Source organism: Klebsiella sp. 10-1 (genome assembly GCF_009758445.1).
GTDB lineage: Bacteria > Pseudomonadota > Gammaproteobacteria > Enterobacterales > Enterobacteriaceae > Klebsiella > Klebsiella scottii.
Window position 1 is genome coordinate 280976 of the sequence record NZ_WQRE01000003.1, and the last position, 25914, is coordinate 306889.

The following is a 25914-nucleotide window of genomic DNA, read 5'->3' on the forward strand; positions in this document are numbered from 1 at the left end:
CCAGTTTGCGAGCCGCCTCGGTAAACCGCAAGCGAAAACGCGCGCCCGGCGTTGGCGGTGGTAGGGTGGGGGGAAATGACGGACAGGAGGTCAGCATGAGCCGGGCGACAGCGCACTTCCCGCACGATGCCGTGTTTAAGAGCCTGCTGTCGGACCGGGCGACGGCGGCGGATTTTTTACTGATTCATCTGCCGGAAAATTTACGCGAGCTGTGCGACCTGCAGACCCTGCATCTGGAGTCCGGCAGCTTTATTGACGACGATTTACGGGCAAGCCACTCGGATATTCTCTATTCCGTGCAGACCCGGACTGGCGAAGGGTATATCTATCTGCTGATTGAGCATCAAAGCTCTGCGGATCGGCATATGGCTTTTCGTTTAATGCGCTACGCCGTGGCGGCGATGCAGCGTCATCTCGATAAAGGCCTGCAGCAGCTGCCGCTGGTGATCCCGCTGCTTTTCTATCACGGTAAGGCGAGCCCCTGGCCGCACTCGATGCGCTGGCTGGACGGATTTTCACAGCCAGAGATAGCCGAAAAGCTCTATAGTCAGCCCTTCCCGCTGGTGGATGTGACGACTATCCCGGATAGCGAGCTCCTGCAGCATCGACGCGTGGCCATGCTGGAACTGCTGCAAAAACATATTCGACAGCGGGATCTGATGGAGCTTCAGGCACAGGTAGTCAGCTTATTAGCGCTGGGATACACTAGCGAAAGACAGCTGCAGACGCTGTTGCACTATATACTCCAGGCGGGGAGTACCGCCGATCCCGTGGCATTTCTGCGTCAGCTGGCGCAAAGCGTGCCGCTACAGCCGCATAAGGAGGCGCTCATGAATATTGCTCAGTTCCTGGAAGACCGCGGTCGTCAGGAAGGAATGCAGCAGGGAAGGCAGCAAGGGCTTGAAGCAGGGCTGGAGGCAGGAATAGAAAAAGGCCGACAGGAAGGTGAACAAAAGGCCGCCGAGCGTATTGCGCTGGCGATGATCGACAGCGGACTTGAATTGCCTCTGGTCGCCGAGCTGACCGGCCTGTCCCTGCAGTGCCTGGCGCAGCTTAAGCACTAGCGCATAATTCTCACAACGCGGCGGCCGGATGGCTGCCGCTTTTTTTACGCCGCTATTTTTTGCCGATGTCCGACGATGCGCCACGACGGCGCGCAGAGCGCCTCTTTTTACCAGACATCTTCCCCTCGCCAGCGCTGATGGCGGCGCAGTGACCGGGCAAATCCTGCGTTCCGGTAGCAACTGCTTACAATCACAACAATAAAGGTCGTTTTAGAACATTGATTCCGCAGCATTCGGCAGTACAATTCTGCGGTTTTTGGGACTTCTTTGATTCTTGATTTCTGGATAGAGTAAAAAATGAAAAAATGCATATTAATCGGCCTTGCCGGCATGGCGTTCGTCTCCACGGCGGCAAACGCTATCAGCGTCACCGGGCAGGCGGGTGAGCACTACACCAACCTTGGCGTTGGTTTTGGTACCGAATCAACCGGACTGGCGGTAACCGGCAACTGGATGCACAGCGATAACGACGGCGACGCGGCAGGTTTAGGGCTAGGTTTAAACATTCCGCTGGGGCCATTTCTGGCAACGGTAGGCGGCAAAGGCGTATATACCAATCCGAAAAGCAGTGATGAAGGGTATGCGGCAGCGGTAGGCGGCGGCCTGCAGTGGAAAATTGGCAGCAGCTTCCGCCTGTTTGGCGAGTACTACTATTCTCCGGACTCCCTCTCCAGCGGCATCCAGAGCTATCAGGAAGCCAATGCCGGCGCGAGCTGGACGGTCATGCGCCCTCTGAGCATTGAGGCCGGCTATCGCTATCTGAACCTGGAAGGTAAAGACGGTAACAAAGATAATACCATTGCTGACGGCCCGTACGTCGGCGTCAGCGCCAGCTTCTGATCCCCAGGCGCGGTATCATGCCGCGCCGATTTCCTGTCTACCCAGCCAGCGCCTTTGCGTTATAGTATTTCCACTTATCAGGCTGGAGTTCACAATGTTAAACGTGGAAATGCTGTCCACCGGCGACGAAGTGCTGCATGGGCAAATCGTTGATACCAATGCCGCGTGGCTGGCGGATTTCTTTTTTAATCAGGGATTACCTTTAACGCGTCGCAACACCGTCGGTGACGATCTTGATTCTCTGATCGCAATTTTACGCGAGCGCAGCGAGCATGCGGACGTACTGATTGTCAACGGCGGGCTAGGGCCGACCAGCGACGATCTCAGCGCGCTGGCTGCGGCAACCGCTAAAGGCGAATCGTTAATTCTGCACGCCGGATGGCTGGAGACGATGACGCGTTTCTTTGCCGAACGCGGACGGCCGATGGCGGAAAGCAACCGCAAGCAGGCGGAAATCCCCGCCAGCGCGGAGATGATCAACAACCCGGTGGGCACGGCCTGCGGTTTTGCCGTTCAGCTCAATCGCTGTCTGATGTTTTTTACCCCCGGCGTGCCGTCGGAATTTAAGGTGATGGTTGAGCAGGAGATTTTACCGCGCCTGCGCGAACGCTTCCCGCTGTCTGCGCCGCCGCTGTGCCTGCGCCTGACCACTTTTGGTCGTTCAGAAAGCGACCTGGCGCAAAGCCTCAATCCGCTGCCGCTGCCGCCTGGCGTGGTGATGGGCTATCGTTCTTCGATGCCGATTATTGAGCTCAAACTCACCGGGCCTGCTGAACAGCGCGACGCGATGCTGGCGCTATGGCCAGAAGTGCAAAAAGTGGCCGGCGAGAACCTGATTTTTGAAGGCACCGAAGGGCTGCCTGCGCAGATTGCGCGCCGCTTGCAGGAGCGGCAGCTGAGCCTGACCCTCAGCGAGCAGTTTACCAGCGGCCTGCTGTCGCTCCAGCTCTCCCGCGCCAATGCTCCGCTGCTGGCAAGCGAAGTGGTTCCCGCCCAGGAGGAGACGCTGGCGCAGTCGGCCCGCTGGACGTCAGAGCGGCGGGTGAAGCATTTTGCCGGCCTTGCGCTGGCGGTCTGCGGCCAGGAGGCCGACTATCTGAACTTCGTGCTCTCTACCCCGGAAGGCACCCACGCGCTGCGGGTTAAGCTAAGCGTCACCCGCTACAGCCTGCAGGTCCGCCAGGAGGTTTGCGCGATGATGGCCCTGAATATGCTGCGCCGCTGGCTGAATGGCCAGCCGGTGGCCGGCGATCACGGCTGGATTAACGTTGTCGAAACGCTTTCGATTTAAGTCATAAATAGCGCCGGGAGCCTCTTCCGGCGCGTTGTCAGTCCAGCCCGTTGTACTTATTTTTAAATATTCTGTGCGCTATCCCTCATTTATATTCTTCGGAATGTCCACCTTGCTGGAATAACGCCGTGATTTGAGGCCGCTCACAATTTTCCCCCCTGACAATCGCAACACTGATTCCAGTATTCAGGATTGGAGTCCAGTATGTTGGAATCAAGCAAGGTCCCGGCGCTGACCCGCGCCATCGATATTCTCAATTTAATCGCCCGCATTGGCCCCTGCGGCGCGGCGACGATTATTGACGAACTCGGTATTCCTAAAAGTACCACCTATCTGCTGCTGGGTGAGCTGAGAAAACAGCGCTTCCTCAGTATGGATAATCAGGATAACTACTGCCTGTGGACCAAGCTGGTGGAGCTGGCCGGCCATGCCGTGAGCAAAATGGATCTGCGTGAGCTGGCCCGTCCCCGTCTGACTCAGCTAATGGACGAATGCGGGCTGCTTTGTCATCTGGGCATTATCGATCAGGGTAACGCCTACTACATCCTGAAAGTCGAATCTCCCGCCACGATCAGCGTCCGCTCACACGAGGGAAAAAGCCTCTCGCTTTATCGCTCCGGCATTGGCAAATGCCTGCTGGCCTGGCAGCCCGCGCATATACAGCACGCCATCATCAGCGAACTGCGGTGGGAGCGGTCTACGCCGACCACCATTACCACTGCCCAGCGCCTTTACGATGAGCTGGAACACATTCGCGCCAGAGGCTGGAGCTTTGATAACGGCGAGGATTACCTCGACGTCCGCTGCGTGGCCGCGCCGGTCTTTAACGCCAATAACGATCTGACCGCCGCGATCTCGGTGGTGGGGACGCGTTTGCAAATCAATGAAGATAATCGTGATTACCTTGCCGGTAAGGCGATTGCCTGCGCCAAAGATATTTCCCGTTTGCTGGGGTGGAAGAGCCCTTTCGAACAACGAGCCTCATAACAAGGAGAACATCATGACCCTACCGAAAATTAAACACATCCGCGCGTGGTTTATCGGCGGCGCTACCGCAGAAAAAGGCGCTGGCGGCGGCGACTATCACGATCAGGGAGCGAACCACTGGATTGACGATCACATCGCGACGCCGATGAGCAAATACACCGAGTATGAACAATCCCGTCAGTCGTTCGGCATTAACGTGCTGGGAACGCTGATTGTTGAGGTGGAGGCCGACAACGGGCAGACCGGCTTCGCGGTGTCGACAGCGGGAGAGATGGGCTGCTTTATCGTCGAAAAACACCTTAGCCGCTTTGTCGAAGGGAAATGCGTCAGCGATATTAAACTGATCCACGATCAGATGCTCAATGCCACCCTGTACTACTCAGGCTCCGGCGGCCTGGTGCTGAATACGATTTCCTGTATCGATCTGGCGCTGTGGGATCTGTTCGGCAAAGTGGTTGGCCTGCCGGTTTACAAGCTGTTGGGCGGCGCGGTACGCGATGAAATCCGGTTCTATGCCACCGGGGCGCGTCCGGATCTGGCGCAGGAAATGGGTTTTATCGGCGGCAAAATGCCGACGCACTGGGGGCCGCACGACGGCGATGCCGGGATCCGCAAAGACGCCGCTATGGTTGCAGAATATCGCGAGAAATGCGGCCCGGACTTCTGGCTGATGCTGGATTGCTGGATGAGCCAGGACGTCAACTACGCCACTAAGCTGGCCCACGCCTGTGCGCCCTATAACCTCAAGTGGATTGAAGAGTGCCTGCCGCCGCAGCAGTACGAAGGCTATCGCGAACTCAAGCGCAATGCGCCTGCCGGGATGATGGTCACCAGCGGCGAGCACCACGGCACGCTGCAATCTTTTCGTACGCTATCGGAAACCGGCATCGATATTATGCAACCCGACGTCGGCTGGTGCGGCGGGTTGACCACCCTGGTCGAGATCGCGGCGATCGCGAAGGCGCGCGGTCAGCTGGTGGTGCCGCACGGCTCGTCGGTCTATTCGCACCATGCGGTTATTACCTTCACCAACACCCCATTTAGCGAGTTCCTGATGACCAGCCCGGATTGCGCCACGCTGCGCCCTCAGTTTGACCCGATCCTGTTGGGCGAGCCGGTGCCGCAGAACGGACGGATCCATAAATCCGTGCTGGATAAACCGGGATTTGGCGTTGAATTGAATCGCGACTGTAATCTCAAACGCCCTTATAGCCACTGATCTCGTCGTGCCGCGCAGCGCCGCTGTGCGGCCAATTCCTGAGGATATTGCGATGAGTAATAATTTGCTGGAGAGCGTGGTTAAGAAAAACCGCGCCCGTTTGATCCCCTTTATGCTGGCGCTGTACGTGCTGGCGTTTCTTGATCGTTCGAATATTGGTTTTGCCAAAGAGACCTACCAGCTTGATACCGGGCTGAGCAACGAGGCCTACGCGCTTGGCGCCGGGATATTTTTTGTGGTGTATGCCTTCCTTGGGGTGCCCGCGAATCTGCTGATGCGTAAATTTGGCGCGAGAAAATGGATTGGCTGCACCACTTTACTGTGGGGCGTGCTTTCTGCGGCAATGGCATGGGCGGATAGCGAAACAAAATTCCTGCTGGTACGGACGTTGCTCGGTGCCGCCGAAGCGGGCTTTTTCCCGGGAATGATCTACCTGACTTCCCAATGGTTCCCCCAACAGAACCGCGCCAGCATTATGGGACTGTTCTATATGGGCGCGCCGCTGGCGCTGACGCTCGGTTCGCCGTTATCCGGCGCGCTGCTGGAAATGCACGGCTTTATGGGGCATCCCGGCTGGTTCTGGATGTTTGTGATTGAAGGGCTGTTGGCCGTCTGCGCGGGCTTTTTCACCTTCTTCTGGCTCGACGATACGCCGCAAAATGCGCGTTTTCTGACCGCTGCCGAAAAGCAGGCGCTGATTAGCCAGCTGGCGAGCGAAGAGGAGAAAAAGGTGACTTCGCGGCTCTCCGATGCGTTGCGCAACGGGCGCGTCTGGCAGCTGGCGATTATCTATCTGACGATTCAGGTTGCCGTGTATGGTCTGATCTTCTTCCTGCCGACCCAGGTTGCCGCGCTGCTGGGCACTAAAGTGGGATTTGTGGCCTCGGTGGTGACGGCGATTCCGTGGATTGCGGCTCTGCTGGGGACCTGGTTTATTCCGCGCTACTCCGATCGTACCGGCGAACGACGGAATATTGCGGCGCTGACCTTACTGGCGGCAGCGATTGGCATCGGCGTCTCCGGGCTGGTGCCACCGGTGCTGGCGATACTGGCGCTGTGCGTCGCGGCGGTCGGCGTGATCGCCGTCCAGCCGGTATTCTGGACGATGCCGACGCAATTACTGTCCGGTACCGCGCTGGCCGCAGGCATTGGCTTCGTCAACCTGTTCGGCGCAATCGGCGGCTTTCTGGCTCCGATCGTTCGCGTCCAGGCGGAAACGATTTTCGCCAGCCATTCCGCCGGCCTGCTGACGCTCTCCTGCGTGGCGATTGTGGGCGTCGTTATTATCTTTTCACTGAGCGTAACTCGCATGGTGCCGCAGTCCGGCAGCGTACCGCATTAATATAAGGAAGACTTATGAACGCTATTTTATCGAACCCGTTTAAAGCGGGATTATCCAGGGGAGAAACGCAGATTGGCCTGTGGTTGAGCTCAACCTCTTCCTACGTGGCCGAGATTGCCGCCACGGCAGGCTACGACTGGCTGCTGATTGATGGCGAGCATGCGCCAAATACCATTCAGGATCTTTACCATCAGCTGCAGGCCATTGCTCCCTATGCCAGCCAGCCGGTTATACGCCCGGTCGAGGGGAGCCGCAGCTTGATTAAGCAGGTGCTGGATATCGGCGCCCGGACGTTACTTATCCCAATGGTCGATACGGCCGGCCAGGCGCGGGATATTGTCGCGGCAACCCGCTATCCGCCCATCGGCACGCGCGGAGTGGGCGCCGGCGTGGCGCGGGCGGCGCGCTGGGGCCGGGTTGGGAACTATATGGCGCAGGCGAATGATGAACTCTGTCTGCTCATTCAGGTCGAGAGCAAAACGGCGCTCGACAATCTGGATGAGATCCTCGAAGTGGCAGGCATTGATGGCGTATTTATCGGCCCCGCCGATTTATCTGCCTCCCTCGGCTACCCGGATAACGCCGGTCATCCTGAAGTGCAGAGGATTATTGAACAGAGCATTCGCCGCATTCGCGCGGCGGGCAAAGCGGCCGGATTCCTTGCCGTCGATCCGAAAATGGCGCAAAAAAGCCTCGAGTGGGGTGCCAATTTTGTCGCCGTTGGCGTAGATACTCAGCTCTATACCGACGCGCTGGATAGCCGGCTGGCGATGTTTAAGCCCGGCGCACGGCGGGAGGAGGAAAAGGGGAGCTACTGACCCCCCGTAATCATGGCGCAGAGGTTCAGGACAGCGCCTGCGCCAGCAGGGTGATGGGATGTTCACAGCGCTTGCTGGTGGACATCTCAATCTGCCATTTGCAGGTTTCACAATCGGTCACCACAATATCGGCGCCGCTCTCCTCAATCTGGCGGAAGAGCGGCGCGCCGATGGCCTGCGAAGAAGCGTAGTTCTCCGATTTAAACCCGTAGGTACCGGCGATGCCGCAGCATTGCGAATCAAGGACCTCCAGCCTCAGCCCGGGAATTTGCCGCAGCAGTTCGAGGCTATACAGCGACCAGCCCATCTTTTCCATATGGCAAGGGGTGTGGTAGACCACCTTAAGCGGCAGCGGTTTTAGCGGCAGGGTTCGCCCGCCGTCAAGCTGGCGCCAGATCCAGCGCGTCGCCAGCTCAACGTTGTCGCGCACGTCGCTATTGTCAACATCCAGCACGTGCGGATACTCATCGCGCAGGGTGAAAGTGCAGGTGGAGGAGGTGGCGATGGTCGGTAGCGCGCTTTCGCGCATGGCGGCGACGTTACTCAGCGCCTGCCTGCGGGCTTTGGCAAAAAAGCCGTTGGCAATTAGCGGCACGCCGCAGCATTTTTCTTTGGACAGCAGCTGTACCCCGGTGCCCATGGCGTTCAGTACGCGGATAAGATCTTTACCCAGCTGCGGATGGTTGTAGTTGACGTAGCAGCCGTGAAAGAACGCGACCTGGTCGCTAAACTGCGCCTGCCGCGCGGCGAGCTGGCGGTATGCCCGGCGGAAAGTGCCGAAACCGTATTTTGGCAGCGTCCGACGGTGATCTATCCTGAGCGCCGTATCGAGCAGCCGGCGCACCGGCTGTAGCCCCGTTACGGCGTTGACCAGCGGCGCAAACGGCGTAGAAAGCGTGCCCATAAGATCCGTATGGCTCAGCACCGCATCGCGTAGGGTGGGCTTCTGCTGGCCGTACTGCGCCCGAGCCCGCTGGATAATATCGCCGATTTTAACGTCAGAGGGGCAGGCGACCTCGCAGCGCTTGCAGTTAATGCAGTACTTCAACGCTTCGTCATACAGCGCGCCGTCTTTTAGCCGCAGCCGCTCGCCGTCGGGTCCCGCCTGTTTAGGGCCAGGGTAGCGCGGGTTAACCCGGCTGACCGGGCAGGCGGTGGTGCAAACGGTGCATTTGATGCAGCTCTCAAAGCGGGTATCGTTCATCGTTCGCCTCCGGCAAGGTCGTTGATTTGTTTGGCGACGTGCAGCGCGGTGACTGCGCAAACGCCGCCGCCGCATCCCAGCTGAATAGCGTCAAAGCCGCCGAGCAGAGAACCAGCGGCAAACAGGTTGTTGAGCGGCTGTCCCTGCAGCAACGGACGCAGCATGGCGTCCGTTTTAAGGCCGAAGCGTTGCCAGGGCTGGGAGGCGAAGAAATCCCGCTGATACCAGCTCTCACGCGGCAGGCTTTGCTGTAGATCGAGGCCAAGAATCGGCTCGCGCACGCCATCGCGCCCGGCAATCAGGCCATTGCTGAAGAAGCTGCCGCTGGCCAGGATGGTAAAGCGCGGACGCAGCGGGATATCGCCGTGGTTACGCGTCCATACCCTGTTGACCGTCCCATCCTGATGGCTGATTTTCATCACCTCATCTCCGGCCAGCCACGTTCCTCCGCCGCGTATAAAGCGGCGCTGGAGCTGGCTATGCAGGCGCATTCCCGGTACCGAAGGGGGTAGAGTTGGCAGCAGGCGCAGCGGGCAGGGCAGTCGTTCCTGTAGCCACAGATACAGGTGGTTATCGCTAAGGCCAAAGCAGGCGGGCAGGATCAGCAGATCGTGCTCGCGCGCCAGCGGAAGCAGCGCGGCCAGCAGCGCCGGCCAGTGGCGCTCGTCATCCAGCATTCTGGCGATATTGGCGGCGCGAAATTCGCTCGGACTCTCGCGCAGGACATCCAGCAGCGGTAAGTCGATTTCCGCCGCGCTGGCGTTCATCCCGTGTTGATTAAGCGACGCGGCGGCGAGGTGCGGCTGGAAGTCGGCAAAGCCGCCGATCCCGACCAGGCAGGGGCGCAGGGCGGTTAACGGATAAACGGGAACTTCCTGCGGGGAGAGCCACGCGGCGCGCAGGGCGCCGAGCGGCGTGATGCGCAGGTGCGGCCGGGCGGCATCGCCCTGCATCATTATGCCGCTGGCGGCCAGCAGCGCCTGGGTTTGCGCCGCGTAGTCCATGACGCGCTGTACGCCGATCCTTGCGTAAGGATGCTCCGGGGTCTGGGTCGCCAGCCGGGCGAGCCCCTGGGCAACGTCGGTAACTTTGTCGCCATTGGGCAGCTCGGATAGCAGGTCCAGCGAGGCGGAGGAGAAATGCAGCGCGCTTTGACCGCGGCTGACGATCGCGCTGCGCAAACCGTATTGATTCAGGCTCAGCCCGCAAAGTAGCCCGGCGAGCCCGCCGCCGATAATCGCGCAATCAAATTTCATCCTGCTGCTCCTTTTGCAAACCGCACAGCCCGAGATAGACCCAGCGGGTGAATTCACTCTCACGCAGCGCATCGCCCCATGCTACGGGCTGCACGCCTTTCCAGCGCTCGTTTAAAAACTCCGATAGCTGGGTCAGCGATTGGGCCGGCGTGGCGACATTGAAGCGCTGCAGTAGCCCGGCGGCGCGGCAGGCGCACAGCTCGCCCTGGCAGGTTCCCATGCCGATTCGGGTGCGACGGCGTAAATCGAGCAGGTTATTGACCGCTAAATTTTCTACCGCGTACTGCACTTCCCCCGCCGTAACCGCTTCGCACTCGCAGACCAGGCTACGATGCTGGCGGCTATCGCCAAGCCAGGCGGGCGTGCGATCGCCGTGACGGTACACGGCCGATCCCCGCAGCGGCGCGGGCAGAGAGATGATTTTTTGCAGCGTTGTTTCGACCGGCTCGCGGGAACCTGGTAAAGGCGCGTCGGCGGTGGTGCAGGGGACGGTGTTGCCGAGCTTGCGGCAAACGGCGTCCGTCGCCCATTCCGCCATCAGACGGTAGGTCATCAGCTTGCCGCCGGTAATGGTGATAAACCCGTTCATCCCGTCGCGTTCGGCGTGATCTAACAGCACAATGCCGCGACTGACGCTACGCCCGCTGGGGTCGTTATCGCTGGCGACCAGCGGGCGCACGCCGGAGTAGGCGCGCAGCACCCGGGTGCGGGCCATGACGGGGGTCAGCTTCTCGCCTTCGCGAAGCAGGGTATCGATTTCCGCAGCGGTGACCCGATTATCGTCAATTTCATCGTAGGGAATATGCACCGAGGTGGTGCCAATCAGGGAGATGGTGTCCCCGGGTACCAGAATATCCGCATCGGCAGGCTTGCGGCAGCGGTTGATAACGTGCCGGTTGATGCGATGGTCGAGGATCAGCAACGATCCTTTAGCCGGAAACATCGCAATGCGCAGGTCGGCATATTCCGCGATCCGCTGACCCCAGATCCCGGCGGCATTGACCACCACTCCGGCGCGCAGCGTGCGGCTTTCGCGGCGCTTATGGTCATAGCACTGCACGCCGTGGACCCGATCGCCGCTACGCAGCAGGCCGGTGATTTCGCACCCGGTGAGGATGGTGGCGCCGTGTTCGCGGGCGTCCAGCATATTGGCCGCGCTCAGACGGAACGGATCGACCGTGCCGTCGGGTACCTGAACGGCGCCGAGAATCGCGGGATTGACGGTAGGCTCAATGCGCAGCGCCTCGGCGGGCGACAGCTGACGGGTCTCAATTCCGGCCTGATGGCAGGCGTGAATAAAGGTTTGCTGCCAGGCGAGGTCGTCTTCGGGAAGGGTGATAAACAGCCCGTTAGTGGGTTCCACGCAGTGACGGGCGATGCGGCGCAGGATCCGGTTTTCGCTGATGCATTCGCGCGCCGATTCGCTGTCGGTCGCCGCGTAGCGGGCGCCGCTGTGCAGCAGCCCGTGATTGCGCCCGGTCGCCCCGGTGGCGATATCGTGGCGTTCTACCAGGGTTACGCGCAGCCCGCGGAGCGCGCAGTCGCGGGCGATCCCTGCTCCGGTTGCGCCGCCGCCAATGACAATGACATCACATTCACCGGTTTCGGCCATCTCTCTATCCCTCTACTTTCGTTTTACGCCATTTAGCCACACAAATAGTACGTATTGTTTGATTTCGAGCATATTCGCTCGTTTATCGAGCATGGAATGTGATTTCATGCTCACAATGGAATGTTTTGTCATATTTTTGTAACAAAGCGTGCGATATTTCACAGTATCGTCTGCGAGGTTTCCCTACCATCGCGCCATATCAGAAGTGGGTGATTAAATTAGGGTTTTTTTTACCTGTACCCATAAAAGCAAATGGCAACGGAGGCTGCTATGTTAAGTATTTTCAAACCCGCGGCGCATAAAGCGCGTTTACCCGCGGCGGAAATTGACCCGCACTATCGTCGATTACGCTGGCAGATTTTTATCGGTATTTTCTTTGGCTATGCCGCCTACTATCTGGTGCGCAAGAACTTTGCGTTAGCCATGCCTTACCTGGTGGAGCAGGGATTTTCTCGCGGCGATCTTGGCTTTGCGCTGTCCGGGATTTCAATCGCCTATGGTTTTTCAAAATTCATCATGGGCTCGGTATCCGATCGCTCGAATCCGCGTGTTTTTCTGCCCGCAGGGCTGATTCTGGCGGCGCTGGTGATGCTGGTCATGGGCTTTGTGCCCTGGGCGACCTCCAGCATCATGGTTATGTTTGTACTGCTGTTCCTCTGCGGCTGGTTTCAGGGAATGGGCTGGCCGCCGTGCGGGCGCACGATGGTGCACTGGTGGTCGCAGAAGGAGCGTGGGGGCATTGTTTCGGTATGGAACTGCGCGCATAACGTTGGCGGCGGGATCCCGCCGCTGCTGTTCCTGCTCGGGATGGCGTGGTTCAACGACTGGCACGCGGCGCTGTATATGCCGGCTTTCGGCGCAATTTTGCTGGCGATATTTGCCTTTGCCATGATGCGCGATACCCCGCAGTCCTGCGGTCTGCCGCCGATTGAAGAGTATAAGAACGACTATCCGGATGATTACAGCGAGCAGCACGAGCAGGAGCTCACCGCCCGGCAGATCTTTCAGCAGTATATTCTGCCAAACCGGCTGCTGTGGTATATCGCCATCGCCAACGTCTTTGTCTACCTGCTGCGCTACGGCATTCTCGACTGGTCGCCAACCTACCTGAAAGAGGTGAAACACTTTGCGCTGGATAAATCCTCCTGGGCCTACTTCCTGTACGAGTATGCGGGGATCCCCGGGACGCTGATTTGCGGCTGGATGTCGGATAAGGTGTTCAAAGGCAACCGCGGGGCGACCGGGGTCTTCTTTATGACGCTGGTGACCATCGCTACCGTCGTTTACTGGCTTAACCCTCCGGGTAACCCGGGCGTTGATATGGCCTGTATGATCGTTATCGGCTTCCTGATTTACGGTCCGGTGATGCTGATTGGCCTGCATGCTCTCGAGCTGGCGCCGAAGAAGGCCGCCGGTACCGCAGCGGGCTTTACCGGGCTGTTCGGTTATCTGGGAGGCTCCGTTGCCGCCAGCGCGATCGTCGGCTACACCGTCGACTTCTTCGGCTGGGACGGCGGATTTATGGTCATGATCGGCGGTAGCGTGCTGGCGGTGCTGCTGCTGATTGTGGTAATGGTGGGTGAAAAGCGTCATCACCAGCAGCTGAAACAGTCCTGAGGAATGAGCATGAAAACGGTAATAACGACCTTGATGACCGGGATTTTGCTGGCAGGCTCCACGCTGAGTTTTGCCGCTCAGGCGGGGGATAAGATAGTCATTGCCCACCGTGGCGCCAGCGGCTATCTGCCGGAGCATACGCTGCCGGCGAAAGCGATGGCCTATGCCCAGGGCGCGGATTATCTCGAGCAGGACCTGGTGATGACCAAAGACGATCGGCTGGTGGTGCTGCATGACCACTATCTCGATCGGGTTACCGATGTGGCGGAGAGATTTCCGCAGCGCGCGCGTCAGGATGGCCGCTTTTACGCGATCGACTTCACCCTGGCGGAGATAAAAACGCTGAAGTTCAGCGAGGGGTTTGAACCCAAAAACGGTAAGAACGTCCAGACCTTCCCGGGGCGCTTCCCGATGGGAAAAGCGGATTTCCGTATTCATACCTTTGAAGAGGAGATTGAGTTCGTTCAGGGGCTGAACCACTCAACGGGGAAAAATATCGGTATCTACCCGGAAATTAAAGCGCCGTGGTTCCACCATCAGGAAGGCAAGGATATCGCCACCGCCGCCCTGCAGGTGCTGAAGAAGTATGGCTACACCAGCAAGCAGGATAAAGCGTATCTGCAATGTTTTGATGCCAACGAGCTTAAGCGCATTAAGAATGAGCTGGAGCCGAAGATGGGCATGAACCTGAATCTGGTGCAGCTGATCGCTTACACCGACTGGCACGAAACCCAGCAGCGCGAGGCGGATGGCAAATGGGTTAACTACAGCTATGACTGGATGTTTAAGCCCGGCGCGATGGGGCAGATTGCCCAATACGCCGACGGCATTGGTCCGGACTACCACATGCTGGTGGCGGCGAACGCCGGACCGGGCCAGGTGACGCTGACCGACATGGTAAAAGAGGCGCATCGCCGGCATCTGGTGGTCCATCCGTATACCGTCCGCGCGGACCAGCTGCCGGATTACGTCACCAACGTGAATCAGCTGTTCGACCTGCTGTATAACAAGGCCGGCGTCGATGGGCTGTTCAGCGACTTCCCGGATAAGGCGGTGCAGTTTCTGCAGCAAGAGGGGGAACGCCGCTAACCCGCGGCGTGAATGGCAGACCTGTCCGCGCCGGCTGGCGCGGATGGGATTTTGCCGGGCTGCTACATCTCGATTTCGATATCGCTTTTTGCCCGGCAGCAGCAGGGCAAAATCTCTCCCGGCTGAATAAACGCCAGCGGCTCGGTCAGCCAGTCAACCTGGCCGGACACCAGCCGCGTGCGGCAGGAGCCGCAATAACCTTCGCGGCACTGATACTCCACGTCGATATTATGCGATTCCAGGGCATCAAGCAGGCAGCGGTGTTCATCCTGACACTCGAGATGAGTGTCAGAAATTTTCAAAAAAATGCGTTTCATCAGAGCTGGAAGTTGCTCAGGTCGTCGGCATCGACTTCAGCATCGATCTGGCCAACCAGGTAGGAGCTGACTTCCACTTCCTGCGGCGCAACCTGCACGTTATCGGATACCAGCCAGGTATTGATCCACGGGATGGGGTTGGAGCGGGTCTGGAACGGCAGATCGAGGCCGACCGCCTGCATGCGGATGTTGGTGATGTATTCGACGTACTGGCAGAGAATATCTTTGTTCAGACCGATCATCGAACCATCGCGGAACAGATAATCCGCCCACTCTTTCTCCTGCTGAGCCGCCAGCACGAACAGGTCGTAGCACTGCTGCCTGCACTCTTCGGCAATTTCGGCCATTTCCGGATCGTCGACGCCGGAACGCAGCAGGTTCAGCATATGCTGGGTGCCGGTGAGATGCAGCGCTTCGTCGCGAGCGATCAGACGGATGATTTTAGCGTTACCTTCCATCAACTTACGTTCGGCGAAGGCGAAGGAGCAGGCGAAGCTGACGTAGAAGCGAATCGCTTCCAGCGCGTTAACGCTCATCAGGCACAGGTACAGTTTCTTTTTCAGCTCGCGCAGATTCACGGTGACGGTTTTACCGTTAACGCTATGCGTGCCTTCACCCAGCAGATGCCAGTAGCTGGTCAGCTCAATGAGCTCATCGTAATAGCTGGAGATCCCTTCCGCGCGCTTCTGAATCTGCTCGTTGGTGACGATATCATCGAAGACCATCGCCGGATCGTTGACGATATTGCGGATGATATGAGTGTAGGAGCGCGAGTGAATGGTTTCAGAAAACGCCCAGGTTTCCACCCAGGTTTCCAGCTCAGGAATCGAAATCAGCGGCAGTAGCGCAACGTTCGGGCTGCGGCCCTGAATGGAATCCAGCAGGGTCTGGTACTTCAGGTTGCTGATGAAGATATGCTTTTCATGGTCCGGCAGCGCCTGATAATCGATACGATCGCGAGAAACGTCAACTTCCTCCGGGCGCCAGAAGAAGGAGAGCTGCTTTTCGATGAGCTTTTCGAAGATGTCATATTTTTGCTGATCGTAACGGGCAACGTTAACCGGCTGGCCAAAAAACATCGGCTCAAGCAGCTGATCGTTTTTGGTCTGTGAAAAGGTGGTATATGCCATTAAATGTGCGTCCTGTGATGTTATTGCCCTTCGCTCCGGCCCTGCAGAGAGGGCCGGGCTTTGATGTTCCCTCGCCCAGGGGCGAGGGGGGCGTTATCAGATCTTACAAGCGCCGCTTTCGCAGCCGTCGTCCTGGATGGATGGCGCCAAATCGTCCTGTGCATCTTCCGCGCCATCACGGGTGTTGTGATAGTACAGAGTTTTTACGCCAAATTTATAGGCATTGAGCAGGTCTTTCAGCAGCTGCTGCATCGGCACTTTTCCGGACTGGAAGCGCGTCGGGTCGTAGTTGGTGTTCGCCGAAATCGACTGGTCGATAAACTTCTGCATAATGCCGACCAGCTGCAGATAGCCATCGTTGCTCGGCATTTCCCACAGCAGCTCGTAGCTGTTCTGCAGTTTTTCGTAATCCGGAACCACCTGGCGCAGAATGCCGTCTTTCGAGGCTTTGATGCTTACATGGCCGCGCGGCGGCTCAATACCGTTAGTGGCGTTAGAGATCTGCGAAGAGGTCTCTGAAGGCATCAGCGCGGACAGGGTAGAGTTGCGCAGGCCGTGGGTTTTGATCGACTCACGCAGCTGCTCCCAGTCGTAGTGCAGCGACTCGCTGACGATAGCGTCGAGATCCTTTTTATAGGTATCGATCGGCAGAACGCCCTTGGCATAGGTGGTTTCGTTGAACCACGGGCAGGCGCCCTGTTCGATAGCCAGCTCGTTGGAGGCCTTCAGCAGGTAGTACTGAATAGCTTCAAAGGTTTTGTGCGTCAGGTTGTTGGCGCTGCCGTCGGAGTAGCGTTTGCCGTGTTTTGCCAGATAGTAGGCAAAGTTAATCACGCCGATACCCAGCGTACGACGGCCCATCGCGCCGCGTTTTGCCGCCAGAATCGGGTAGTCCTGATAATCGAGCAGCGCATCCAGCGCGCGAACCGCCAGCACCGCCAGATCTTCCAGCTCGTCCAGGCTCTCAATCACGCCGAGGTTGAACGCTGACAGAGTGCACAGGGCGATTTCGCCGTTTTCATCGTTGACGTCATCCAGCGGCTTGGTCGGCAGGGCGATTTCCAGGCACAGGTTGGACTGACGAACGGGCGCGATAACCGGGTCGAACGGGCTGTGGGTGTTGCAGTGGTCAACGTTCTGGATGTAGATACGGCCGGTAGAGGCGCGCTCCTGCATCATCAGAGAGAACAGCTCAACCGCTTTGATCCGCTGCTTGCGGATGCTGTCATCTTTTTCGTACTGGGTATACAGACGCTCAAATTCGTCCTGATCGGCGAAGAAGGCGTCATACAGGCCCGGGACGTCGGACGGGCTGAACAGGGTGATATCTTCACCTTTCAGCAGGCGGGTGTACATCAGCTTGTTGATCTGTACGCCGTAGTCCATATGACGAACGCGGTTCGCCTCGGTGCCGCGGTTGTTTTTCAGCACCAGCAGGGTTTCAACTTCCAGGTGCCACATCGGATAGAAAAGGGTGGCCGCACCGCCGCGCACGCCGCCCTGTGAACAGGACTTCACCGCAGTCTGGAAGTGCTTATAGAACGGGATACAGCCGGTGTGGAAGGCTTCACCGCCGCGAATCGGGCTACCCAGCGCGCGGATGCGTCCGGCGTTAATGCCGATACCGGCGCGCTGGGAAACGTATTTCACAATCGCGCTGGAGGTGGCGTTGATGGAGTCCAGGCTGTCGCCGCACTCGATCAGCACGCAGGAGCTGAACTGGCGGGTCGGCGTACGCACCCCGGACATGATCGGCGTCGGCAGCGAAATCTTGAAGGTGGATACCGCGTCATAGAAGCGCTTGACGTAGTCCAGACGGGTCTCGCGCGGGTAGTTCGAGAACAGGCAGGCGGCGACCAGAATGTAGAGGAACTGGGCGCTTTCATAAATTTCGCCGGTCACGCGGTTCTGCACCAGATACTTACCTTCCAACTGCTTAACAGCCGCATAGGAGAAGCTCATATCGCGATCGTGCACGATGAACGAATCCATCTGCTTGAACTCTTCTTCCGTGTAGTCTTCCAGCAGATGAGTATCGTATTTACCCTTGTTGACCATCTTCGTGACGTGATCGAACAGCGCCGGCGGCTCGAACTGGCCGTAGGCCTTTTTACGCAGATGGAAAATCGCCAGACGCGCGGCGAGATACTGGTAATCCGGGGCATCGCGAGAGATAAGATCCGCGGCCGCTTTGATGATGGTTTCGTGAATATCGGCGGTTTTGATGCCGTCGTAGAACTGAATGTGGGAACGCAATTCTACCTGAGAAATCGAAACGTTATTCAGTCCTTCTGCCGCCCAATCCAGCACGCGATGGATTTTGTCGAGATTAATACGCTCGGTTGTACCGTCGCGCTTTGTCACCAGCAGACTCTGATTCATGTGGATTATACCTGTCCGTGAAAGAAAATATCCCCCGCTTATCCACAGATGGCCGTTGTGACTAACTCTGTGGATAAATACTATATGTTGGGGGTTGTCGATAAAAAGAACGCTATATGGTGAGTATTCTAGTAAGGATTCTTTTGAGTACAAGAGTTGATTTTGACGTTAAATTGAGGTTGCGGAAGCGTAATAATAGCCGGGACCACGTCGCATAAGGCCTGGAGAAGATGTCAATAAACTCAAAAATAAAAATGAAAATTTGATCGAGTGCTGATTTCTTCGGCGCCAGGGAAAATTACGCGGCTTGATGCCGCGCAATCATCATATGAAAAACAGCTGACGTTATGCGTTTTTCGCCGTTGTATGCAACATGTAGTTAACATCTACGCCCGGCGCCAGCTTGAAGGTATTGGTTAGCGGATTGAAATGCAGGCCGGTAATATGCTGTTCTTTCAGATTTGTCTGATCTACCCAGCCAATCAGCTCGGCCGGCTTGATGAACTTCTTCACGTCATGGGTACCCTTAGGCACCATTTTCAGCACGTATTCGGCGCCGACTACCGCCATCAGCCACGCTTTGCCGTTGCGGTTGATGGTTGAGAAGAAGACCTGGCCTCCGGGCTTAACCAGCCGCGCGCAGGCGTGGACGACGGACTGCGGGTCGGGAACGTGCTCCAGCATCTCCATACAGGTCACGACGTCGTACTGCTGCGCATGCTTGAGCGCGTGCTCTTCGACGGTCTCCTGGACGTACTCAACCTGAATACCGCTCTCCAGCGCGTGCAGCTTCGCCACCTGCAGCGGTTCAAAGCCCATATCCAGCCCGGTGACCGTCGCGCCTTCCCGCGCCATGCTTTCCGCAAGGATGCCGCCGCCGCAGCCGACGTCGAGCACTTTTTTGCCAAACAGGCCGCCGGAGCGCTGCGCAATATAGCCCAGACGCAGCGGGTTGATGCGATGTAATGGTTTGAACTCGCCCTCTAAATCCCACCAGCGCGAGGCGACGGCTTCAAATTTAGCGATTTCATTATGATCAACGTTGTGGGCCACCGACGGTTTTTCGGCATTCATGGGCGCTTTTACTCCTTTTCAGTTCAGACCCGCGAGTATATCAGCAGACCGCCATGAATAAACCGTCTATACCCGTCGCCTTTCGCACCGCCTCTTCGTTGGCCTCACGCACTCACCCGAATCACTCACTACGGTGAGCTCATCGGGACTCCTGCGTTTGCCGCCTTGATGCGGCACGAAATTCATTGGGTATAGGTTTACCGGTATCACCTCGGCTGTGTTATAATTTGCGACCTTTGAATCCGGGATACAGTAGAGGGATAGCGGTTAGATGAGCGACCTTGCGAGAGAAATTACACCGGTCAACATTGAGGAAGAGCTGAAGAGCTCGTATCTGGATTATGCGATGTCGGTCATTGTTGGCCGTGCGCTGCCGGATGTCCGAGATGGACTGAAACCGGTACACCGTCGCGTACTTTACGCCATGAACGTATTGGGCAATGACTGGAACAAAGCCTATAAAAAATCCGCCCGTGTCGTTGGTGACGTAATCGGTAAATATCACCCTCACGGTGATACCGCGGTTTATGACACCATTGTACGTATGGCGCAGCCATTCTCCTTACGTTATATGCTGGTCGATGGCCAGGGTAACTTCGGTTCTGTCGATGGCGACTCCGCCGCAGCGATGCGTTATACGGAAATCCGTATGTCGAAAATCGCCCACGAGCTGATGGCCGACCTCGAAAAAGAGACGGTTGATTTCGTTGATAACTATGACGGCACGGAGCGAATCCCTGACGTCATGCCAACAAAAATCCCCAACCTGCTGGTAAACGGTTCGTCCGGTATTGCCGTCGGGATGGCGACCAACATTCCGCCGCACAACCTGACGGAAGTGATTAACGGCTGCCTGGCCTATATCGACGATGAGGAGATCTCCGTCGAAGGCCTGATGGAACACATCCCAGGCCCGGACTTCCCGACCGCCGCCATCATTAATGGCCGTCGCGGTATTGAGGAAGCCTACCGTACCGGCCGTGGCAAAATTTATATTCGCGCCCGCGCTGAGGTAGAAACCGACGCGAAAACCGGCCGTGAAACCATCATCGTGCATGAAATTCCTTATCAGGTGAACAAGGCTCGCCTGATCGAGAAAATGGCCGAGCTGGTGAAAGAGAAGCGTCTGGAAGGGATCAGCGCGCTGCGCGATGAGTCTGATAAAGACGGCATGCGCATCGTGATTGAGATCAAGCGTGATGCGGTGGGTGAAGTGGTTCTTAACAACCTCTACTCGCTGACTCAGCTGCAGACCTCTTTCGGCATCAACATGGTTGCGCTGCACCACGGTCAGCCGAAGATCATGAACCTGAAGGACATTCTTTCCGCGTTCGTGCGCCACCGCCGTGAAGTGGTAACCCGTCGTACTATTTTCGAGCTGCGTAAAGCCCGCGATCGTGCGCACATCCTTGAAGCGCTGGCGATTGCGCTGGCAAACATCGACCCGATCATCGAGCTTATCCGCCGCGCGCCGACGCCTGCGGAAGCGAAGGCCGGGCTGGTTGCCAGGTCCTGGGATCTGGGCAACGTGTCGGCGATGCTGGAACGTGCCGGTGATGATGCCGCGCGTCCGGAGTGGCTGGAGCCAGAGTTCGGCGTGCGTGACGGTCAATACTATCTGACCGAACAGCAGGCCCAGGCGATTCTGGATCTGCGTCTGCAGAAGCTGACCGGCCTTGAGCATGAAAAACTGCTCGACGAATACAAAGAGCTGCTCGAACAGATTGCCGAACTGCTGCATATCCTCGGCAGCGCCGACCGTCTGATGGAAGTGATTCGTGAAGAACTGGAAGCGATGCGCGAACAGTTCGGCGACCCGCGTCGCACCGAAATCACCGCCAACACCGCTGATATCAACATTGAAGATCTGATCAACCAGGAAGATGTGGTGGTCACCCTGTCTCACCAGGGCTATGTGAAGTATCAGCCGCTGACCGACTACGAGGCGCAGCGTCGCGGTGGGAAAGGCAAATCGGCCGCACGTATTAAAGAAGAAGACTTTATCGACCGCCTGCTGGTGGCCAACACCCACGATACGATCCTGCTGTTCTCCAGCCGCGGCCGTCTCTACTGGATGAAGGTTTATCAGCTGCCGGAAGCCAGCCGTGGCGCGCGTGGACGTCCAATCGTCAACCTGCTGCCGCTGGAAGCCAATGAACGTATCACCGCCATTCTGCCGGTACGCGAGTACGAAGAGGGCGTGAACGTCTTTATGGCGACCGCGAGCGGTACCGTCAAGAAAACGGCGCTGACCGAGTTTAGCCGTCCGCGTTCAGCCGGTATCATTGCCGTGAATCTGAACGAAGGCGATGAGCTGATCGGCGTTGATCTGACGAACGGCGAAGACGAAGCGATGCTGTTCTCTGCGGCCGGTAAAGTGGTGCGCTTTAAAGAGAGCGCGGTCCGCGCTATGGGCCGTACCGCCACCGGCGTGCGCGGTATCAAGCTGGCGGGTGAAGATAAAGTTGTCTCCCTGATCATTCCGCGCGGCGAAGGTGCGATCCTGACCGTCACGCAGAACGGCTACGGCAAGCGTACGGCGGCGGAAGAGTATCCGACCAAGTCCCGCGCAACCCAAGGCGTTATCTCGATCAAAGTGACCGAGCGTAACGGCTCCGTGGTGGGCGCGGTACAGGTGGACGATTGCGATCAGATCATGATGATCACCGATGCGGGCACCTTGGTGCGAACTCGCGTATCGGAAGTGAGCATCGTGGGTCGTAACACTCAGGGCGTCATTCTGATCCGTACTGCGGAAGATGAAAACGTTGTCGGCCTGCAGCGCGTTGCTGAACCTGTTGATGACGAAGAGCTGGATGCCATCGACGGCAGCGTGGCGGAAGGCGATGACGATATCGCGCCGGAAACCGACGCTGACGCTGATGATGACATTGCCGAAGATGATGAATAATCTGCGCTAATGTTGCGAAAAGGGCCGGGGATATCCCGGCCCTTTTTATTTGCCCGGCGCTGGCCTTTAATCCAGAGAGTATAACGTTGCGACAAAACGTGTTTACCGCTACCTTAACCCCATTCTGTTGAGTCCCTGACGGCCGAGCATCGCCACATTGAAATATCTTGCTTCTTTTCATACCACGCTAAAAGTTTCACGCTACCTGTTCCGGGCGCTGGCGGTCCTGCTGTGGATGCTGATTGCTTTCGCCTCGGTGTTTTATATTGTTAATGCGCTGCATGACAGAGAATCGGAGATCCGCCAGGAGTTCAACCTCAACGCCGATCAGGCGCAGCGCTATATCCAGCGCACGGCGGACGTCATTAAAGAGCTGAAGTATGTTGCCGGCAATCGGCCGGGCGGCGGCCGTGAAGGCGACGCGTCGCCGGTGCAAAATGGTGAGATAGCGGTTCCGGACTTCGAACCGCTCTACCCAGATTCAGATTGCGGGGCAATGAGCGGCACCTGGCGCAATTCGCTGCAGTCGCTGGCGTGGTTTATGCGCTACTGGCGCGATAATTTCTCCGCGGCTTACGATCTCAACCGTATCTTTTTAATTGGCAGCGATAACCTGTGCATGGCGAACTTCGGCCTGCGCGAGATGCCGCTGGAACGGGACCAGGCGCTGAAGGTACTGCATCAGCGTATCGAGCAGTATCGCGACGCCCCGCAAAGCGAACGCGGCAGCAATCTGTTCTGGATTAGCCAGGGCGTGCGTCCTGGCGTCGGCTATTTCTACGCGCTGACGCCGGTGTATATAGCTAATCGCCTGCAGGCGATGCTCGGCGTCGAGCAAACTATTCGCATGGAGAGCTTCTTCACGCCGGGAAGCCTGCCGATGGGCGTCACGATTCTTGACGACAACGGCCAGCCGCTCATCTCCCTCGCCGGACCGGATGCTAAAATCAAGGGTGAAGCCCGCTGGATGCAGGAACGAATCTGGTTCGGCTACACCTCCGGCTTCCGCGAGCTGGTCATGAAGAAGAGCCTGCCGCCATCCTCCCTGAGCATCGTGTATTCGGTATCGATAGACCAGGTCCTCGAGCGCATCCGGATGCTGATCCTCAATGCGATAGTGCTCAATATCCTGACCGGGGTGATGCTTTTCGCCCTCGCGCGAATGTACGAGCGGCGGATCTTCATCCCGGCGGAAAATGACGCCCAGCGCCTCGAGGAGCACGAGCAGTTTAACCGTAAGATTGTCGCCTCGGCGCCGGTGGGGATCTGTATTCTGCGCACCCTCGACGGCACCAATATTCTGAGTAACGAACTGGCGCATAACTACCTCAATATGCTGACCCATGAGGATCGGCAGAGGCTGACGCAAATTATCTGCGGCCAGCAGGTCAATTTTGTGGATGTGCTGACCAGCAATAATACCAACCTGCAAATCAGCTTCGTTCACTCGCGCTACCGCAACGAAAACGTGGCTATCTGCGTTCTGGTGGACGTCAGCGCTCGCGTCAAAATGGAAGAGTCGCTGCAGGAGATGGCTCAGGCCGCAGAGCAGGCCAGCCAGTCGAAATCGATGTTCCTTGCGACGGTGAGCCACGAGCTGCGGACGCCGCTGTACGGAATTATCGGCAACCTCGACCTGCTGCAGACCAAAGAGCTGCCGAAAGGCGTCGATCGTCTGGTAACGGCGATGAACAACTCGTCCAGCCTGCTGCTGAAGATTATCAGCGATATTCTGGATTTCTCGAAAATTGAGTCCGAACAGCTGAAAATCGAACCGAGCGAGTTTTCGCCGCGGGAGGTGATGAACCATATCTCGGCGAACTATCTGCCGCTGGTGGTGCGCAAGCAGCTCGGGCTGTACTGCTTTATTGAGCCCGACGTTCCGCAGCTGATGTCCGGCGATCCGATGCGCCTGCAGCAGGTTATTTCGAACCTGCTGAGCAACGCCATCAAATTTACCGATACCGGCTGTATCGTCCTGCACGTTCAGTGCGCCGGCGATTATCTGCAAATCAGCGTGCGCGATACCGGGGAAGGGATCCCGGCCAAAGAGGTGGTGCGCCTGTTCGACCCGTTCTTCCAGGTCGGTACCGGCGTTCAGCGCAATTTCCAGGGAACGGGCCTCGGACTGGCGATTTGCGAGAAGCTTATCAGCATGATGGATGGCGATATCGCCGTGGAAACCGAGCCCGGGATGGGCAGCCGCTTTACCATCCGTATTCCGCTGTATGGCGTGCAAAACGGTCCGCCGTTGATTGCCGATGGCCTGGCGGAAAAATGCTGCTGGCTCGCCATTCACAACACCGCCCTGACGATGTTTATCACCTCGCTGCTCAATCACCACGGGGTTAAGGTGAAAAGCTATGCCGGCGAGGCGCCGGGAGCGGAGGATATTTTGCTCACCGATGATGAGTCCTGTACCGGCTGGTCAGGGGCCGCGGTCGTTATTTTCTGCCGTCGGCATATAGGCATTCCGCTGGAGCGCGCGCCGGGAGAGTGGCTGCATAGCGTAACGACGCCGCATGAGCTGCTGCCGCTGCTGGGACGGATCCTGCGAATTGACGTGGCGAGCGCCGAGCACGGCCCGGCGCTATCCGCGCCGGAAACGCAGACGGCCAACAACGATGACATGATGATTCTGGTGGTGGACGATCATCCGATCAACCGCCGGCTGCTGGCCGACCAGCTCGGATCGTTGGGCTATCAGTGCGTGACGGCGAACGATGGGGTTGATGCGCTGGGCGTTCTCAGCAAGCAGCATATTGATATCGTACTGAGCGATGTCAACATGCCGAATATGGATGGCTATCGCCTGACGCAGCGTATTCGCGAGCTGGGAATGACGCTACCGGTTATCGGGGTTACCGCCAACGCGCTGGCGGAAGAGAAGCAGCGCTGCCTCGAATCGGGTATGGACAGCTGTCTTTCTAAACCGGTGACGCTGGATATTATCAAGCAAACCTTGACGCTGTACGCCGCAAGGGTGCGTAAGAGCAGGGAATAGGTCGGGGGATTTTCCGCAGGCCCGGCCCGGCCAGAGCGGGTCGTTGCCCCGGATATGGCGCATAACTGCCGCGCCGCTATCCGGGAAGGTGGGCGTTAATCTTTGTCGGTTGCGCTCAGCGAAACGGAAGAGAGGTAGTTCAGCAGGGCAATATCGTTTTCTACGCCGAGCTTCATCATGGCCGATTTTTTCTGGCTACTGATGGTTTTAATGCTGCGATTGAGCTTTCTGGCAATCTCGGTCACCAGGAAACCTTCGGCAAACAGGCGGAGCACTTCGCTCTCTTTCGGCGACAGGCGCTTATCGCCATAACCGCTGGCGCTGATTTTTTCCAGCAGGCGTGAAACGCTTTCCGGAGTGAATTTTTTGCCTTTCTGCAGCGCCGCCAGGGCTTTCGGCAGATCGGTCGGCGCGCCCTGTTTTAGCACGATCCCTTCGATATCCAGATCCAGCACCGCGCTGAGGATCGCCGGGTTGTTGTTCATGGTAAGAACAATGATCGACAGATCCGGGAAATGGCGCTTGATGTACTTGATCAGCGTGATCCCGTCGCCGTATTTGTCGCCGGGCATGGACAGATCGGTAATCAGAACATGTGCGTCTAATTTAGGCAGATTGTTGATAAGTGCAGTGGAGTCTTCAAACTCGCCGACAACGTTTACCCACTCAATTTGCTCGAGTGACTTACGAATACCGAACAGTACGATCGGATGGTCATCGGCAATAATTACGTTCATAGTATTCATGTATTAGGCTA

Annotated in this window: 19 protein-coding genes; 11 read left to right on the forward strand and 8 right to left on the reverse strand. The window is 57.6% G+C overall.

Annotated features, from left to right (window positions below; translation table 11 throughout):
• Window positions 1-95 precede the first annotated feature (95 nt).
• From GO007_RS13325 to yfaU, 7 genes are all read left to right on the forward strand, one after another.
• Entirely contained in the window at window positions 96-1064 is a 969-nt protein-coding gene (locus GO007_RS13325; RefSeq protein ID WP_095100601.1) for an Rpn family recombination-promoting nuclease/putative transposase, read from the forward strand.
• Between the two features lie 297 nt (window positions 1065-1361).
• Window positions 1362-1904 carry a YfaZ family outer membrane protein gene (locus GO007_RS13330; RefSeq protein ID WP_095100603.1) on the forward strand — a complete coding sequence of 181 codons (543 nt, stop codon included), beginning with the start codon at window positions 1362-1364 and terminating at the stop codon, window positions 1902-1904.
• Between the two features lie 94 nt (window positions 1905-1998).
• A complete protein-coding gene (locus tag GO007_RS13335; RefSeq protein ID WP_095100605.1) occupies window positions 1999-3195 on the forward strand; it encodes a nicotinamide mononucleotide deamidase-related protein YfaY in 1197 nt (398 codons plus the stop codon).
• A gap of 204 nt (window positions 3196-3399) precedes the next feature.
• Complete coding sequence (locus tag GO007_RS13340; protein WP_095100607.1) at window positions 3400-4182, forward strand: IclR family transcriptional regulator; 783 nt, start codon at window positions 3400-3402, stop codon at window positions 4180-4182.
• A 13-nt stretch (window positions 4183-4195) separates the two neighbouring features.
• A complete protein-coding gene (rhmD, locus tag GO007_RS13345) occupies window positions 4196-5401 on the forward strand; it encodes an L-rhamnonate dehydratase (protein WP_095100609.1) in 1206 nt (401 codons plus the stop codon).
• 52 nt (window positions 5402-5453) lie between these two features.
• Window positions 5454-6743 (forward strand): MFS transporter, encoded by a 1290-nt coding sequence (locus tag GO007_RS13350; protein ID WP_095100611.1) that lies wholly within the window; start codon window positions 5454-5456, stop codon window positions 6741-6743.
• Between the two features lie 14 nt (window positions 6744-6757).
• Window positions 6758-7561 (forward strand): 2-keto-3-deoxy-L-rhamnonate aldolase, encoded by an 804-nt coding sequence (gene yfaU, locus GO007_RS13355; RefSeq protein WP_095100613.1) that lies wholly within the window; start codon window positions 6758-6760, stop codon window positions 7559-7561.
• 25 nt (window positions 7562-7586) lie between these two features.
• Here the strand turns inward: yfaU and glpC are convergent, their stop codons facing one another.
• From glpC to glpA, 3 genes are read right to left on the reverse strand one after another with little or no spacing between them, the layout of a single operon-like run.
• Window positions 7587-8765 (reverse strand): anaerobic glycerol-3-phosphate dehydrogenase subunit GlpC, encoded by a 1179-nt coding sequence (gene glpC / locus GO007_RS13360; RefSeq protein ID WP_095100615.1) that lies wholly within the window; start codon window positions 8763-8765, stop codon window positions 7587-7589.
• Window positions 8762-10021 carry a glycerol-3-phosphate dehydrogenase subunit GlpB gene (glpB, locus tag GO007_RS13365; RefSeq protein ID WP_095100617.1) on the reverse strand — a complete coding sequence of 420 codons (1260 nt, stop codon included), beginning with the start codon at window positions 10019-10021 and terminating at the stop codon, window positions 8762-8764. Before glpB ends, glpC begins: the two co-directional genes overlap by 4 nt.
• On the reverse strand, window positions 10011-11633 hold the full coding sequence (gene glpA / locus GO007_RS13370) for an anaerobic glycerol-3-phosphate dehydrogenase subunit A (RefSeq protein WP_095100619.1): 1623 nt from the start codon (window positions 11631-11633) through the stop codon (window positions 10011-10013). Before glpA ends, glpB begins: the two co-directional genes overlap by 11 nt.
• A gap of 270 nt (window positions 11634-11903) precedes the next feature.
• Here glpA and glpT point away from each other — a divergent pair, with 270 nt between their 5' ends.
• Window positions 11904-13250 (forward strand): glycerol-3-phosphate transporter, encoded by a 1347-nt coding sequence (gene glpT / locus GO007_RS13375; RefSeq protein WP_095100621.1) that lies wholly within the window; start codon window positions 11904-11906, stop codon window positions 13248-13250.
• A 9-nt stretch (window positions 13251-13259) separates the two neighbouring features.
• Window positions 13260-14339 (forward strand): glycerophosphodiester phosphodiesterase, encoded by a 1080-nt coding sequence (glpQ, locus tag GO007_RS13380; protein WP_095100623.1) that lies wholly within the window; start codon window positions 13260-13262, stop codon window positions 14337-14339.
• A gap of 62 nt (window positions 14340-14401) precedes the next feature.
• Here glpQ and yfaE read toward each other — a convergent pair whose 3' ends face one another.
• The 4 genes from yfaE to ubiG all read right to left on the reverse strand — a co-directional run bounded on the left by yfaE (window position 14402) and on the right by ubiG (window position 19242).
• The gene (yfaE, locus tag GO007_RS13385; protein WP_045855971.1) at window positions 14402-14656 is read right to left on the reverse strand and encodes a class I ribonucleotide reductase maintenance protein YfaE; all 255 of its coding nucleotides are present in this window, start codon (window positions 14654-14656) and stop codon (window positions 14402-14404) included.
• Entirely contained in the window at window positions 14656-15786 is a 1131-nt protein-coding gene (gene nrdB / locus GO007_RS13390) for a class Ia ribonucleoside-diphosphate reductase subunit beta (protein ID WP_095100625.1), read from the reverse strand. The genes yfaE and nrdB overlap by 1 nt, the downstream gene beginning before the upstream one ends.
• Window positions 15787-15882: 96 nt before the next feature.
• Entirely contained in the window at window positions 15883-18168 is a 2286-nt protein-coding gene (gene nrdA / locus GO007_RS13395; RefSeq protein ID WP_095100627.1) for a class 1a ribonucleoside-diphosphate reductase subunit alpha, read from the reverse strand.
• A gap of 345 nt (window positions 18169-18513) precedes the next feature.
• Entirely contained in the window at window positions 18514-19242 is a 729-nt protein-coding gene (gene ubiG / locus GO007_RS13400; protein ID WP_095100629.1) for a bifunctional 2-polyprenyl-6-hydroxyphenol methylase/3-demethylubiquinol 3-O-methyltransferase UbiG, read from the reverse strand.
• A gap of 271 nt (window positions 19243-19513) precedes the next feature.
• Between ubiG and gyrA the strand changes: the two genes are divergently transcribed.
• Together gyrA and rcsC are read left to right on the forward strand one after the other, a co-directional pair.
• Entirely contained in the window at window positions 19514-22153 is a 2640-nt protein-coding gene (gyrA, locus tag GO007_RS13405; protein WP_095100631.1) for a DNA topoisomerase (ATP-hydrolyzing) subunit A, read from the forward strand.
• A gap of 157 nt (window positions 22154-22310) precedes the next feature.
• A complete protein-coding gene (gene rcsC / locus GO007_RS13410; RefSeq protein ID WP_095100633.1) occupies window positions 22311-25157 on the forward strand; it encodes a two-component system sensor histidine kinase RcsC in 2847 nt (948 codons plus the stop codon).
• 95 nt (window positions 25158-25252) lie between these two features.
• On the opposite strand, the gene rcsB is transcribed toward rcsC, so the two are convergent.
• Window positions 25253-25903 carry a response regulator transcription factor RcsB gene (gene rcsB / locus GO007_RS13415; RefSeq protein ID WP_095100635.1) on the reverse strand — a complete coding sequence of 217 codons (651 nt, stop codon included), beginning with the start codon at window positions 25901-25903 and terminating at the stop codon, window positions 25253-25255.
• Window positions 25904-25914 lie beyond the last annotated feature (11 nt).

Bases quoted from the DNA above. Each gene is read 5' to 3' on its own strand.
- GO007_RS13340 (WP_095100607.1), top strand. From the start codon at position 3,400: ATGTTGGAATCAAGCAAGGTCCCGGCGCTGACCCGCGCCATCGATATT.
- glpB (WP_095100617.1), bottom strand. From the start codon at position 10,021: ATGAAATTTGATTGCGCGATTATCGGCGGCGGGCTCGCCGGGCTACTT.
- rcsB (WP_095100635.1), bottom strand. From the start codon at position 25,903: ATGAATACTATGAACGTAATTATTGCCGATGACCATCCGATCGTACTG.
- GO007_RS13335 (WP_095100605.1), top strand. From the start codon at position 1,999: ATGTTAAACGTGGAAATGCTGTCCACCGGCGACGAAGTGCTGCATGGG.
- GO007_RS13350 (WP_095100611.1), top strand. From the start codon at position 5,454: ATGAGTAATAATTTGCTGGAGAGCGTGGTTAAGAAAAACCGCGCCCGT.
- glpC (WP_095100615.1), bottom strand. From the start codon at position 8,765: ATGAACGATACCCGCTTTGAGAGCTGCATCAAATGCACCGTTTGCACC.
- GO007_RS13330 (WP_095100603.1), top strand. From the start codon at position 1,362: ATGAAAAAATGCATATTAATCGGCCTTGCCGGCATGGCGTTCGTCTCC.
- glpQ (WP_095100623.1), top strand. From the start codon at position 13,260: ATGAAAACGGTAATAACGACCTTGATGACCGGGATTTTGCTGGCAGGC.
- gyrA (WP_095100631.1), top strand. From the start codon at position 19,514: ATGAGCGACCTTGCGAGAGAAATTACACCGGTCAACATTGAGGAAGAG.
- ubiG (WP_095100629.1), bottom strand. From the start codon at position 19,242: ATGAATGCCGAAAAACCGTCGGTGGCCCACAACGTTGATCATAATGAA.
- glpA (WP_095100619.1), bottom strand. From the start codon at position 11,633: ATGGCCGAAACCGGTGAATGTGATGTCATTGTCATTGGCGGCGGCGCA.
- rhmD (WP_095100609.1), top strand. From the start codon at position 4,196: ATGACCCTACCGAAAATTAAACACATCCGCGCGTGGTTTATCGGCGGC.
- nrdA (WP_095100627.1), bottom strand. From the start codon at position 18,168: ATGAATCAGAGTCTGCTGGTGACAAAGCGCGACGGTACAACCGAGCGT.
- nrdB (WP_095100625.1), bottom strand. From the start codon at position 15,786: ATGGCATATACCACCTTTTCACAGACCAAAAACGATCAGCTGCTTGAG.
- glpT (WP_095100621.1), top strand. From the start codon at position 11,904: ATGTTAAGTATTTTCAAACCCGCGGCGCATAAAGCGCGTTTACCCGCG.
- GO007_RS13325 (WP_095100601.1), top strand. From the start codon at position 96: ATGAGCCGGGCGACAGCGCACTTCCCGCACGATGCCGTGTTTAAGAGC.
- yfaE (WP_045855971.1), bottom strand. From the start codon at position 14,656: ATGAAACGCATTTTTTTGAAAATTTCTGACACTCATCTCGAGTGTCAG.
- yfaU (WP_095100613.1), top strand. From the start codon at position 6,758: ATGAACGCTATTTTATCGAACCCGTTTAAAGCGGGATTATCCAGGGGA.